A 14,041-nucleotide genomic window follows, 5' to 3' on the forward strand; every position below is an offset into this window, starting at 1 on the left:
CTAGTTTCGGTGAATGCAAAGGGACGGTTCATGTGCATCATAGGATTCACATGAACCGTCCCTATTTTTCTAGTTTTCGATATACAAGAGCAAGTACCATCGATGGGATGGAACAAATAATCATGCCGATAAAGGCAAATCGCGGCTCGATTTCATATAAATAGCCGCCAAATATAGTGAATACCGCTGTACTCCAGCTTAGTGCAAGTGCTGAATACATGCCTTGTGCATTTGCTATCTGCTGGTGCGGTATATTTTTGATCAAGTATTTCATAAAGGCGTAATGACCCATGGCGAACGAAAGTGAATGCAAAACTTGCGAGATAGAGAAGACCAGAACATTTGGAAAAATAAACACTAATATCCAGCGTACAGTTGAACCTAAAGCTGAAAGTGCTAGTAAAGACCCTGCTGAAAATCGCTGAAAATACCGATCGGCAATTAAGAAGAAAATGATTTCTGCAATCACAGCAATGTTTAGAATTACTCCGATTAAATATTTAGGTGAATGGATTTCTTGTAAAAATATATACCCATAGGTGTAATAAGTTGCATGGGCTGCCTGCAGTAAGATCACAATTACGAGCACCAAACCAAAGTGTTTGATGTGAAATAAGTTCAGCATTCTGGCTTTTTTTGTTTGGTTCGGTTGTGGTTTTTCAGACAAAACTAATGGTGCTGGCATTAGGCCAAGTCCTGCGAACACCATAGTACCGATTAAGAGCGCCCATAAAATAACTACATCCCCAAGTGCCCCTGTAAAAACGGTTAAGACCATTCCGGATGCAACAAAACCGATGGACCCCCAAGAGCGGCTCTTCCCATAATGCTTTAATTGCTTATACTGTACCAGAACGCCTGCCGCGCTATCCAATGCGGGCATCAATGTAGGATAAAAAAAGTTAATAAGCAGAGTAACGATTAGTACACCCGAAAAAGAATTCGCAGGAATATAACATAGAATCGAAATTAATGTCCCAATTGCCATCCCATTTAATAAGGTCTTACTGCTAAACTTCCTAGAAAAATAGGGATACACAACTAACGTAGAAAGGCCCCTTAGAATCATCCCTAAACTCATGATCAAACTTGCTTCTGAAATGGAAATTCCTTTAACATGAACCATCCACCCTGTCCAATATGGGAGGAAGATGCCCCATGTAAAATAATAAGTAAAAAACTGACTGCTCATCCAGCTTTGTGTGTTCAATTTGTTTCACCTCATGATTTGCATGATATCATGTGGAACCGTACAATAATATGAGATATCTCATATTCTGAGGTGGATTATGGAAATTTATAAAAATGAAAAAAGGAAACGATATTTGGAAGAACACTCGATTGCCCATTTATTTTCTTTTCCGATTGACGAGTTAGTAGAGGTGCGTGAATATAAACGAGATGAGTGGATTATTCAAGAGGGAATGCGGCCGGATTTTTTATTTTATGTCATTGAAGGCAAAGCGAAGATATATTTAACGCATCTAAACGGGAAAGTTTCGTTAATTAACTTTATCAATAAGAACGAATATATAGGAGAAATGGAATTATTAAACGATGTGTACTATACAAAAGGGATTCAAGCGACTACAAAGACGGTTTGCTTTGCCCTTCCTTTTCATCGCTTCCGCGCACAACTGCTTGAAGATGTAGTATTCTTGCGTGAATTGACAAAGTTATTAAGTGCCAAAGCAACACAAATGGCCGCAAAATATTCGCAAAGCCTGGCATTCCCGCTTGAAAACCGGCTTGCCGAATTTATTTTACAGACTGCTGATGAAGGCGTATACAGAGAAAGACATGTATCAGTCTGTGACTTTTTAGGCGTCTCCTACCGCCACCTGCTGCACGTTCTCGGACAATTTTGCGAAAAAGGCTACTTGAAAAAAGAAGGGCGCTACTACCGCATTCACCAGCAAACCGCTTTAGAAGAATTGGCTGGCATGTTGAGAGCAGAATGAAACATGGGGGACGGTTCTTTCGCATCAAATGATGCAAGAACCGTCCCCATAAAACATTAATGTGCTACCGCTTTGGTATGATTATTTTTTTTCTGTTCTAATTGTCTCAACGACTCTTTGCTAGTATCTACCCGTTTAACAAATAGCGCTAAGATCAGGGCGACAATATTAATGCCAAGTGCTACATAGAATGAATACTGAATGCCTGCTAATAAAGCTTTCTGTGCTAATAGCGCTTTTGAAGCAGCTGTAATAGTTGTTGGATCTACTCCTGCTACCAGGCTTTGAGCTTCTGTTTTAGTAACGGAATTCATAATGGTAACAAGAACCGCTGTACCAATTGAACCTGACACCTGCTGTGCGGTGTTATTTACGGCTGTACCATGCGGATTCAAGCGCGTTGGCAATTGGTTAAGTCCGTTTGTCATAATTGGCATCATGACCATTGACATCCCAAACATACGGAGAGTGTAAACAAGTATTATATAGGTGTGGCTTGAGTCGATTTGCAGGTTTGCCAGCATATAAGTTGAAATGGCCATAACGATAAGTCCTGTTACACCAAGAATGCGAGGACCAAATTTATCGAATAATTTCCCTGTAATCGGCGACATAATCCCCATCACAATCGCACCAGGCAGCATCATTAAACCTGAATCAAGCGGGGAAATGCCACGAACATTTTGTACATATGCCGGTGTTAAAATCATGCCGGAGAACATCGCCACTGCATTGACAATTGCGATAACGGAGCCTAGTGCAAACATTGGATATTTGTAAACACGTAAATCCAATAATGGCTCAGCCATTTTTAATTGCCGGACGATAAAGGCAGTTAATGCAATAGCGCCGATGATTAAAGTAGTTAAGACGATTGTATCTGTCCAGCCATCTGAGCTCGCAGAACTGAAACCATATAACAAACCGCCAAAGCCGATAGAAGATAATACGACAGAGAAATAATCCAGTTTCGCATTTTTATTTTGCTCCATTACATTCTCAAGCTTCCAAATGGCTAATATTAAACTAATCACAGCTAACGGCAAAATCATTTCAAACAGTAAACGCCAGTCATAATTTTCTACAATATAACCAGATAATGTCGGGCCGATTGCAGGAGCTGTAATCATAACTAATCCGAAAACACCCATTGCTGCCCCGCGTTTTTCTCTTGGAAAACTTATCAGCATAACATTCATTAATAAAGGCCCCATTACGGAAGAACCTGCTGCTTGAACCAATCGTCCGGTGAGTAATACACCAAAATTTGGAGCATACGCTGCTAAAGCAGTACCTAGAGTGAAAATGGCGAGTGATGTTATAAATAAATGACGATTAGAAAAGCGTGTTAATAAAAATGCTGATGCCGGAATTAATACGCCGCTGACCAGCATGTAACCTGTTGCAAGCCACTGGATCGTAGAATAATCTTTAATATTTAAATCTGTCATCATTGATGGCAGTGCCACATTTAAAAGCGAATTATTTAAAAAGGATACAAATGCACCGACGAATAAAATCGCTAGCATTAAATAAGGTGTTTTCTTTTGTTGTACTGCTGAATCCATATATATTTTTCTCCTTTATATCCCTTTAAGGAAAAATTAGTGTTCTTCATTAATTAACCCACGTTTTAACAGGTCAAGCTGGCTAATAAAATTTTGAAAAGCTTCTTTACTCGATAAATCCTTTACAAACATTTGCACGAGGTTATGGAAAGTAACTGCGTTAATAATTTTTATAGCTTGATGTAACTCTTGTTCATTCTTAATGTTTAAATTACTTGTGTTAATTAAGTTAACCATATCTAAATACCGTTTTTTCTGATCCTCTTCATAAATGTTATTGGCTAGAGTATTTTGCATTTTATAGTTCATATTTAAAAATGCATTTTTGAAAAGATTTTGGTGCTCCGGATTTCTAAGATATTTAGCCATTAGTTGAAATGAGTCAATAAATGTATTAAATAAATCCCCATTATTCGCGTTCAAAATTGAAATAAATCGTTCATGATTGATTTGCGATAACTGGCTAAGCAAATAATAAAATAAATCCTCTTTATCCTCGAAATATTGATAAAAACTGCCTCTAGGTATTCCAGCATCTTTGATAATGTTGGCAATGGAAGCTTCGTGTAATGGAACCCTTGAGAATTCTTTCCTGGCAGATTGAATTAAAGTGTCTTGTTTTTCTTTAGATAAATGAAAAAACGTTTGTTTTGGCATATCTATTCTCCTTACTTACATATGACACGATGTCACAATTGCTCGCAGGAAAAATTATATATGACACGATGTCATGAGTCAACCTTAAAAGTGATAACATGTCATATTTATTTTTGAGGCTTTAAAAGTGGAGTTAAGTCAAAGTTCTGAAAAAGGTGTTAGAATGGAAATGTCCAATAAATGTTTTCACCTTCAGTATTGTGAAAATACAGAGTTAGTTTGGGGACATTGTAAGATGGAGCAGCAACGTGTACCTGCAGCCTGTACTTGTAGTTCAACTAACCTGGCAGTCCTTTCTAGTTATGGAAACTATTGGCGCGGTCATTGGATTTCTTGGGGGTGTCGTGGTAAGTTTCGATAGAATATTGAGGAAAAATGAGAATGGGGCATGCAAATCACTAAAGAAAGCGGGTCCTATCAAACAAAGACCCGCATTTTTCTATTTGACATTGGGAATTTCGCCAATTTCTTTTTATTACCTGTTTCTTTCCATCACCGCAAAGTAGTTATTTTCGCTGTCAGCAAAATTAAACACCTTACCATTAGGCATATTAACAATTTCTCCAACTGTAACGTTTTTGTTTGATAAGTCGCTATGTAATTGTTCAAGATTTTTTGTAAAAAACATTAAAGAGGGTGTGCCAAGATTTAACTCAGGTGCCATTTTAGAAACGAACTCTTTATTGTGCAGAATGATGCTTGTCTCAGACTGATTGCTCGGCGCGACTTCAATCCAACGCATGCCTTGACCGTTATCTTCCTCTGAAATAACCGTAAATCCTGCCTTTTCTGTCCAAAATTTAACCGCTTCATCCTGATTGTTAACATACACCATAACTTGACCTAAAATATTTATCATAAATTCACTCCTCATTTGATTTAAGTTTACTTAATAATAACACAAAGGAAGAAGGAAAAACTTCTTTTGATTCTTAATAAGCTCGTTCCAACTGATGCATCCGCTCCTTTATTCTCCGTTTCCGATACATCATTATCCCGGTTTCCGCAACATCCCCAATAAGGGATTTATTAACAAATGCCCCAAAAATAATCCCAGCAATCGGGATCATTTGAAACAGCTTTTTCCAGCCAAAGTTGTCACGATAGGTCATGACAACCTCACGCCATCCCTGCAATTGCGAAAAAATTTGGGCGTTTTGCTTCTCCGACTCAAATGCGGCGAGATCATCTAGAATGGCCTTTTTCCCAACAATATCAGAGGAAGCAAACTGCAAGCATTTCACAATGAAGATTCGCTCCGATCTCTCCCTAGGGTCGTATCCATAACACATAGCAACTTCCTGTAGTACCTTTAGGGACATACCGATTAATAGGGGAATATCGATTGCAAGCGTAAATATTCCGCCAATCCCGGTTGTGGCACCTTGAACTGTAGCCATATTGGTTCGCGAATTTCGAATTTGCTCGGCTGCAGCATCCATTTTGCTAATTGGCATAGCTTGTACTTGATTAAAACTTACCACATCACAGTCAAACTTTTTTAAAATACCATCCTCATTAATCAAGTATTGTCCGCCCGTTTGTATGTATCCTCCCAATTCATCAATGGCAGTTCCCAACTTTTCCTGAATTGATTTCGGGGTAAGTTTATCAAGCAAAACAAACGGCAGGCGGCCGATTTTCTCCCAGAACCATAAGCCCTTTTGATCCTTCTCCCATTTTTCAATCTTTTGCAATTCACTTTTTAAAAAATCAGCAGCTTCAATTGCTGTCAAAAAGATCAACTCCCAATTTAATTTACTAATGTTTGTACGTTTCAACCATAAGAGTAGTTTCAACTAATTTGTCCAAAAACATTTGTTTAAAAACCATCACGTTGACTGTATAGTTCAAAATGTGATATAGTATACATAAAATAGGAAGGGGTGAGTAAGTTGGGAAGTTGTATCGAATTGGTGAACTAGCAGCAGTTATGAACCTCTCCAAACGAACAATCGATTACTACACCCAAATAGGCTTACTGAACCCTGTGCGGGCAAATTCAAATTATCGATTGTACGGAGAAGAGAGCGTTCAAGTCTTAAAATTAGTGGAGCATTACAAAAATTTGAATATGCCGCTTGAAGAAATCAAGTCAATGATTGAACTGATGAAAGCGGACTGCGGCATTGACAAAGAAAAAGTTGAAAAACACGTGGAACAGATTGCCAACATCATGCAGCATTTGAAAGAGGAAATTAAAATCATCGAACCATTTCTGCAAAAATTAAACGAACATGAAAAAGAGATGGTTGTCAGTAAGCTGTCACCGCAGGGTGTAACGTTGGCCCAAACATTGTTATTACTATTAAATTAATTTTTTTAATAAACAGGAGGTGTATTCCTTGCTTACATTTTGTAAGTAAGGATTCTATTGACCATTATTAATTTATTTGTAATTGCTATTTTAATAGCTTTTACTGCTTTTTTCGTAGCTTACGAATTTGCTATTGTAAAAGTCCGCAGTACGCGGATTGATCAGCTTGTGGCCGAGGGAAATAAAAGTGCCATTGCTGCAAGAAATATTATTTCAAATCTTGATGAATACTTATCAGCCTGTCAATTGGGTATTACCGTAACAGCTTTAGGTTTAGGTTGGCTGGGAGAACCAACAGTGGAACATATATTACATCCTCTGTTCACTAGCTTAAGCCTTCCGGAATCAGTGACGACATTTGCTTCGTTTGTCATTGCCTTTACATTGGTCACGTTTATTCACGTGGTTGTTGGTGAACTAGCACCGAAAACTTTGGCCATTCAAAAAGCTGAGAAAGTTACCTTAATATTAGCAAGGCCGATGATTCTTTTTTATAAACTTGCATATCCGTTTGTAAAAGCGTTAAACGGATCAGCGCGTTTTATTACAGGACTCTTTGGATTGAAGCTTGCTTCAGAACACGAGCAGGCACACTCCGAAGAAGAACTGCAAATCATTATTTCCGAAAGCTTTAAAAGCGGGGAAATTAATCAATCAGAATATCATTATGTAAACAATATTTTTGAATTTAATAATCGAATTGCTAAAGAAATCATGGTACCTAGGACCGAAATTGCAGCATTTGACAAATCGCAAACTGTAGCTGAATGTCTCGAGATTTTGAAGAAAGAGAATTATACGAGGTACCCAGTGATTGATGGGGAGAAAGATAACATCGTCGGTATGGTGAATATGAAGGAAGTCTTAACGGACTTTATCTCCGGTAATCATTTGGACGCAACGATTGACCAATATGTTCGTCCTGTCATTCAGGTGTTTGAATCGATTGATATTGATAAGCTTTTGGTAAAAATGCAAAAAGAACGGATTCATATGGCTATATTAATGGATGAATATGGCGGTACGGCAGGATTGGTTACTGTTGAGGACATTTTGGAAGAAATCGTCGGTGAAATCCGCGACGAATTTGACGCTGACGAAATGCCTGAAATCAATCAGATCAACGAAAACAAAACCATCGTGGATGGTAAAGTGCTGATTGAAGAAGTTAACGATTTATTCGGGCTCGACCTCGATGATTCTGAAATGGATACCATCGGAGGCTGGATTCTATCCGAAAAAATTGATGTTAGCGAAGGTGACAAAATACAATACGGAGACTTTGCATTTAAAGTCCTCGAAGTCGACGGCTACCATATTAAAACTTTGGAAATTGAAAAATTAGAACCGCAGGCCACACCTGCATGATTTATAGGGATTCCCTTGGTGTTTTAATGCACCAAGGGAATCCTTTTTTTTGGGGTTTAATTAGCGGTTTATATTTAGAATTTTTTTGTTTACGATAAATAGAACAAAAATAATTTGGGTAAGTTGATAAGACTATTGTTTAAAAAACGCATATGGTATTTAACCTTTCAATCATTATCGTTCCATGGCTAACCGTTATTAAATGCCTATTGCAGGTAAGCTATCCCTGTATAAACGGCCGGTTCTTCAAATGCCCAGAGTGCTCCTTCATGTACATATAAAACAATTCGTAGCGGACCCATCTAATTGGGAATTTGAAGGCCAGCTCATTCTTCTTATTGAAGATGAGCACGTTTTTCTTGTCATACTCAACCTTTTTGATTTCATGAATGCCAATGCTTTGTTGCTTGGCACCATCCTGCTTTACCAGCTGCTGGCCGATTATCAATACTTTTCTTTTTTTATTCTTATAGAATTGAAAATAACACAGCGCACAGCCAACAACGGTGAAGAGAATCGAAATAAAGAGGGAGATTTCCTCAAATCCGGTTAATATTTCGCGTATCCAATGTATTATTGCAAGGGCGATAAAGAACCATGCACCTCTGCTAAGCTTTGGAGAGCTTTGGAAGTATACACTACTATCATAATTCTGCTTTTCTTTGGCCCGTTCCTTGAAAAAGTCTTGCTTGTGCTTTTCGATCGGGGCTGAATCAAATTCCACATAATCTGTATAGGAATCGTTCCAAAGAACGGCGGTATCATCTCCATCTTCAAGGGCATACGCACCGACCCAGCCGGCATACATACAGTCATGCTCATCAAAGCTCATTAAATAGTATCGAACCGGCTGGCCAAAGTAATTTTCCATCTCCAATTTATGTTGAACCTGGATGTTTTCCGGATAATGGACAAGCCCACCTTCTTCCTCCGGCAAATTGATAATGGTGGTAAAAAGCCGGGTCATGGCCAAATGAGGCTGCTTGCTCTCTTGAATAGGGTAGAGGTGCTCCAAACTCTGATTCTTCAATTTCCAGTAGAGCATTTCTGCCGTCTCAATATGCTGCGCACACTCTATTAGGGTACTTTCGTTGTAGGGAAGTCTTTTTGCAATGCATATGAGTAAAGCTTCCGTCTTTAAAAAAGGATCACGAAATTTCAACGCCTGAAGTAGTTCTTTTTCTACCTCTGGGGTAAAATAGTATTCCATTAAATTCATAAACAACCTCATCCGATTACGAACAATGAAATAACTGTCCTTCCAAGCTGTGTACACATATTTCGTGGTATAATCCGGATCAAATTTTAAATATTCCCACTTTTCGGCCTGGTAGTCTTCCAACAGAGCAGGAAGAATTACATCTTGTTGATAACCCTTTTCATAACCAGAGGCATTCAACGACAGCAGCATGTCATAGGTTGAAAATTTATACCGTTGAGATTGAAGCATGTCCAGCGAGGCATCAAGTATACCCTTCAGCAACGCGGGATAAGGTGCCAATTGCCGGTAAGGGATAATAAAATCATTCGCCTTGATTAGTTGGACAATTTTTTCCTCAAGAAAATAAAAAATCTCTTCGTCTTCCGTTAAAATCAGGAAGTCAATTGCCCGCTCTTTCGCTTGGATGTCAAAACTATCAAAATGCCTGATAAGTCCCTCGGTTATTTCTGGTCTTGAAAAATCGCAAACGAAGTCGATGAGGAAATAGGAAGGGTTATCCCAATGGTGGTCGACTCGCTCGGGAAATTTGGACGCCGCCGTTTTAATCATATCCTTTAACAGATCAATCTGTACCTCTAGCCCTTCCACCTGTTTATATTCAAATAGCTGCCCAAGGGCTTCATACCGTTTCTGCGGATTTTGGCTTTTCACTTGTCTCAGAATATTGCGCAGCTTGAATTCGTACAAAATCCTCACCAGCCTTGTAATCTAGTAAAATTTTACTCTTTCATTCATTTTATTTCATTTCTATATATACAGCAATTGTAAAAATGGAAAGCGTTATTTTATATATGAAACTATTCATGAGTTAAAGAAAACCATCAAGATGAAAATTATTGAGCTGTTCATGAATCCGGGAATTTTTTCGAATGTTTTAAAGTGTGCCTGCATTTGGTATAATGTGGATATAACCTTTAAGGGGCAGTACGATGAGCATCCTGGCATCCTTTTTCAATATAATGCTAATAAGTTTGCTTGAACTAGTATATCTTTTCGGAATTATCATTTTGGCAGGCTTGATTTTGGGTGTACTGGAACGGTCTTCTAATTCCTTTTTGTTTCGGACGTTTGGAGCAAAAGGGGTGCTCGCTACGGCATGGATTGGTGTTCCAATTCATGAAATTGGGCATCTGCTGCAGTGCTTTTTATGGGGACATAGGGTGACTCAGGTGAAGCTTCTTCAGCTTAATAGCTCAGATGGAACGCTTGGTTTCGTGCGCCATCAATATAACCCGAATAGTATGTTTCAGCAGGCGGGGAATTTTTTTATTGGGTTGGGGCCTATTTTTAGCGGCATTGGGTCTATGTTATTAGGAATGTATTTGTTAGTTCCGGAATCTTTTGTAACATTTGATACTTATGTTGCACAGCATATAACCTTTGAAAAAGTGGATTTCCCGATACTATTGACCGTTTGGGAGATTGTGGTCGTTTTTAGCAAGAATTTATTTACCTTTGAAAATTTCCTGAACCCGTTATTTTGGGTTTATTTTGTGTTGGCCATTTGTATTTCTTCGCATATGGCTTTAAGCTGGGCAGATATTAAAGGCTCCGCCAGAGGACTTGGGATGATTTTTTTCTTGCTTGTCCTATGGAATGTAACGGCCAGAAGCTTTGGTTTTGATACGTATATGTACCGGGCCGTTTCCAAACTGGCGGAATATAATGCCTATGTCCTAGCTTTTTCCAGCATTGCCTTAACTTTTTCTCTTTTAATATGGGTAATTAGCTGCCTTCTTTATCAGGCAAAAAAACGGTTGGCCAATCGATGAAAATAGTTGTGCCATCAATTGTTGTTCTTAACTGCTATGCTTTAATCCCTTAATGGTAGATAATATTAATTTTCTGGTAGCCAACATCCCTAACCGAATCGAAATTCCAATTGAAATAATCGAAAGAATCGCAATCATGTAGACAACACCGTGCCATCCGAATTGGCTGTACATTGTTCCACTCGCTGTTCCTCCAATGCTCGAACCCGCATAGTAGAAAAATAAGTATAATGATGCTGCTTGTGCTTTATCGTGTGTGGCGGTTTTGCCAACCCAGCCGCTGGCAATCGAATGGCCGGCGAAAAATCCATAAGTGAAGATGGCAATCCCCAAGATTTTGATCCATAAATGGCTGTTTAGGGTGATGCATGCACCAACCAATACGATGACCAAAGACAGCTGTAAAATTTTCTTTTTCCCATGCTGGTCTGCAAGCATACCCATCCAAGTGGAGCTAAAAGTTCCTACTAAATACACGATGAAAATAAATCCAACTAGTGTTTGGCTTAATGAATAAGGAGGTTTAATGAGCTCAAAGCCAATATAGTTGTATAATGAGACAAAACTGCCCATTAATAAAAATCCAATGATAAATAGATAGACAAGACCCGGTTCCTTAAATTGGCTGAACAATGAAAATGACAGTTTTTTAATGGCTAATTTTTGCGGCGTGAAATGTGTGGATTTGGGCAAAATCAGCCAGAAAACAAAGCTTGCCAATAAACTAATAATGCCAACGCCAATTAAGGCGATATGCCAGTTGAAATAATCGGTTAAAATGCCGCTGATAATCCTACCTGCCATTCCGCCAATGGAATTCCCGCTTATATATAACCCCATTGCCATCCCTAAGCTCTTGCCTTCGATTTCCTCGCCTAAATAGGCCATCGCAACAGCCGGCAGGCCAGCAAGCGCAATGCCTTGCAGGATCCTGCTAATAATCAGTAAATGAAAATTTGGTGTAAAAGCCGTTAATATGGATAATATGGACGAGGTAAATAATGCAATTGTCATAATAGATTTACGTCCAAATACCTCAGATAAAGACCCCGCTATTAAAAGACTGATAGATAAAGCAATCGTAGTGGAAGACAAGCTTAAACTGGAAACTGCCGGAGAAATATGAAATTCCTGAGCAAAATCCGGCAGCAGGGGCTGTGTTCCCCAAAGGATTGCGAAGGTACTAAAACCGCCCGCAAATAATGCTAAGTTTACCATTGTAAATGTGCGTGTCCCACGTTGGATGTAACTCATTTTTTGAAGACTCCTTTATTTTGTTTTAACTAGATGCTGAACAAATTCTATAAAGCGCTCGACTACTGGGGATGAGTATCCATCCTTCAACCAAGCAAGTCCAATGTCTCTTTTGCAGATAGGATTTTTTACACGAATGAGCTTGATTTTGCTTCTATCAAGGACTTGGGTATCAGGTACTAATGATACACCTAATTTTGCTCCAACTAAACCGGAAACTGTGCCAAGATCCTCTCCTTCGAACACAACCTTGGGGGAAAAACCAGCTTTTTGGCATAATTGATTAATAATGGTCTGCAGTTCATTTACATCTTTAAAAGAGATAAAAGGCTGGTCTTTGATCATGTTTAAATCAATTTCATTTTTGAAGGCAAGAGGATGATCGATTGAAACAATAAGAAATAATTCCTCCGTTAGAAGTGGTTCGCAAATAACTTCTTTATCATCATGAAACAGCGTGATTAGGGCCAAATCCACCTTTCTGGACTTTAATTGTTCCACAATCTGTCGATTTGAAGCTTGGTTTAATTGAAACTTCACATTAGGGTGCTCTATTTGATAATGACTTAGGATATTAGGAATCACACTCATCCCAAGCGAAGGGAGGAAGGATAGTGAGATGGTCCCGTTATCCGGGTGAATTTCATCCCAAATTTCCTGCTTACCAATCTCGATTTGTTGGATGGCTTGCTCCACATGACTTAGAAAGATTTTTCCATATCGATTCAAAAAAATATTCCGGCCTTTGCGGTCAAATAGCTGCACACCTAATTCGTCCTCGAGCTTTGCGATTGAGCGGCTAAGTGCAGGCTGCGAAATAGATAACTGCTCAGCTGCACGTGTAATATGCTGGGCTTTGGCTACTGTTTGAAAATAATTAATTTGATCCCATTCCATCATAATCCCTCTTATGGTTTTGATAGTACTATCATACTCCTCTTTTTACATAACTTCTAATTGTTGATATGCATGAAATTGATGCATGGGAGGTATGGTTTATTTGCGGCAGTATTATTAAAAATCAAAACTAAAAGGCATGGCTAATTACAACCAAGCCTTTGTATTTTAATCTGAAATTCCAAATTGTTTTTTTGCAATTATTTTGAACTGATGTGGATTAATATCCTTTTTGGCCATTTTTCCTTCCGCCCACTCTGTTAAAGAAGTGTCAGTAAGGATTAAGTTACCGCTGTCGGTGAATCTGGTGATTAATGGCTTTTTATTAAATGAGGATTCTGGGTGCTCGATAATGATTCTTTGTATCTCATTTAAATCTGATTCGTTGATGGATTTCCTTGCGTCAAAAGCATAGCCAATTTTCCACTCTTGGTCTTTATGCTTTAGTTTCATATGCAAAATGTAATTTCCATGCTCTGTGTCAGAATGTTCGACGCGGAATTCCCCATTTTTCGAAGTTACAATTTCCCCGCTGAATGGGACAGGCTTCAATGGAAGGTTCCCGCCAAAACCTGTGTCGATGAGGTAACGGTACTCGTTGTGAGTGATGACAATCGCTACGTGAGTTCTTCCGGTAGAACTCCATTCCTTGGTATTATGATTGTATACTACACCCTGAACCAGTGAGACATTAAAACCATTTTCAATAAAAAAATAGTAGAGAATGGTGTTAAGGTCATAACAAAGTCCGCCTTTATTTTTTAAAAGGATTCTGTTTATTAAATTTTCTTTTGTAATTTCAGCAGTTTGATTAGCGATGATGCATAAATTTTCAAAGGGAATGGATTTTGCTGTTTTTTCAAGAATGGCGTCTATTTTTTCAAAGGTAACAATTTCGTCTAGCGGGTATCCAATTCTTTTGCGGAAGAAAATATTTAATTCACCCATTCATAAAGACTCCTTATGTATCATTTTCATCAATCAATTAAATTTGCGAAAAATGTATTATGTAAAAATTACCCAAA

Annotated in this window: 13 protein-coding genes; 4 read left to right on the forward strand and 9 right to left on the reverse strand. The window is 38.5% G+C overall.

Annotated elements, in window-relative coordinates; translation table 11 throughout:
- Positions 1–61: 61 nt before the first annotated feature.
- On the reverse strand, positions 62–1,210 hold the full coding sequence (locus tag ACZ5AE_RS12910; RefSeq protein ID WP_464572877.1) for an MFS transporter: 1,149 nt from the start codon (positions 1,208–1,210) through the stop codon (positions 62–64).
- A 79-nt stretch (positions 1,211–1,289) separates the two neighbouring features.
- Between ACZ5AE_RS12910 and yeiL the strand changes: the two genes are divergently transcribed.
- Positions 1,290–1,961, forward strand: coding sequence for a transcriptional regulator YeiL (yeiL, locus tag ACZ5AE_RS12915; protein ID WP_464572879.1), 672 nt, complete (start codon positions 1,290–1,292; stop codon positions 1,959–1,961).
- 56 nt (positions 1,962–2,017) lie between these two features.
- Here the strand turns inward: yeiL and ACZ5AE_RS12920 are convergent, their stop codons facing one another.
- From ACZ5AE_RS12920 to ACZ5AE_RS12935, 4 genes are all read right to left on the reverse strand, one after another.
- Positions 2,018–3,529: a DHA2 family efflux MFS transporter permease subunit gene (locus ACZ5AE_RS12920; protein WP_464572881.1), complete on the reverse strand. Its 1,512-nt coding sequence runs from the start codon at positions 3,527–3,529 to the stop codon at positions 2,018–2,020.
- Between the two features lie 36 nt (positions 3,530–3,565).
- Positions 3,566–4,186 (reverse strand): TetR/AcrR family transcriptional regulator, encoded by a 621-nt coding sequence (locus tag ACZ5AE_RS12925; RefSeq protein WP_464572883.1) that lies wholly within the window; start codon positions 4,184–4,186, stop codon positions 3,566–3,568.
- Positions 4,187–4,661: 475 nt separating this feature from the next.
- A complete protein-coding gene (locus ACZ5AE_RS12930) occupies positions 4,662–5,045 on the reverse strand; it encodes a VOC family protein (RefSeq protein WP_464572885.1) in 384 nt (127 codons plus the stop codon).
- Positions 5,046–5,118: 73 nt separating this feature from the next.
- The gene (locus ACZ5AE_RS12935) at positions 5,119–5,913 is read right to left on the reverse strand and encodes an EcsC family protein (protein WP_464573618.1); all 795 of its coding nucleotides are present in this window, start codon (positions 5,911–5,913) and stop codon (positions 5,119–5,121) included.
- Positions 5,914–6,089: 176 nt separating this feature from the next.
- Here ACZ5AE_RS12935 and ACZ5AE_RS12940 point away from each other — a divergent pair, with 176 nt between their 5' ends.
- Positions 6,090–6,503 carry a MerR family transcriptional regulator gene (locus ACZ5AE_RS12940; RefSeq protein WP_464572887.1) on the forward strand — a complete coding sequence of 138 codons (414 nt, stop codon included), beginning with the start codon at positions 6,090–6,092 and terminating at the stop codon, positions 6,501–6,503.
- Between the two features lie 57 nt (positions 6,504–6,560).
- Positions 6,561–7,871: a hemolysin family protein gene (locus ACZ5AE_RS12945; RefSeq protein WP_464572889.1), complete on the forward strand. Its 1,311-nt coding sequence runs from the start codon at positions 6,561–6,563 to the stop codon at positions 7,869–7,871.
- Positions 7,872–8,091: 220 nt separating this feature from the next.
- Here the strand turns inward: ACZ5AE_RS12945 and ACZ5AE_RS12950 are convergent, their stop codons facing one another.
- Complete coding sequence (locus tag ACZ5AE_RS12950; protein ID WP_464572891.1) at positions 8,092–9,789, reverse strand: hypothetical protein; 1,698 nt, start codon at positions 9,787–9,789, stop codon at positions 8,092–8,094.
- A 233-nt stretch (positions 9,790–10,022) separates the two neighbouring features.
- Between ACZ5AE_RS12950 and ACZ5AE_RS12955 the strand changes: the two genes are divergently transcribed.
- A complete protein-coding gene (locus tag ACZ5AE_RS12955) occupies positions 10,023–10,865 on the forward strand; it encodes a hypothetical protein (protein WP_464572893.1) in 843 nt (280 codons plus the stop codon).
- Between the two features lie 27 nt (positions 10,866–10,892).
- On the opposite strand, the gene ACZ5AE_RS12960 is transcribed toward ACZ5AE_RS12955, so the two are convergent.
- The 3 genes from ACZ5AE_RS12960 to ACZ5AE_RS12970 all read right to left on the reverse strand — a co-directional run bounded on the left by ACZ5AE_RS12960 (position 10,893) and on the right by ACZ5AE_RS12970 (position 13,964).
- Positions 10,893–12,119 (reverse strand): MFS transporter, encoded by a 1,227-nt coding sequence (locus ACZ5AE_RS12960; RefSeq protein WP_464572895.1) that lies wholly within the window; start codon positions 12,117–12,119, stop codon positions 10,893–10,895.
- 15 nt (positions 12,120–12,134) lie between these two features.
- The gene (locus tag ACZ5AE_RS12965; RefSeq protein ID WP_464573619.1) at positions 12,135–13,016 is read right to left on the reverse strand and encodes a LysR family transcriptional regulator; all 882 of its coding nucleotides are present in this window, start codon (positions 13,014–13,016) and stop codon (positions 12,135–12,137) included.
- Between the two features lie 168 nt (positions 13,017–13,184).
- On the reverse strand, positions 13,185–13,964 hold the full coding sequence (locus tag ACZ5AE_RS12970; RefSeq protein WP_464572897.1) for an arylamine N-acetyltransferase family protein: 780 nt from the start codon (positions 13,962–13,964) through the stop codon (positions 13,185–13,187).
- Positions 13,965–14,041 lie beyond the last annotated feature (77 nt).

This window comes from Neobacillus sp. S1227, assembly GCF_055385255.1.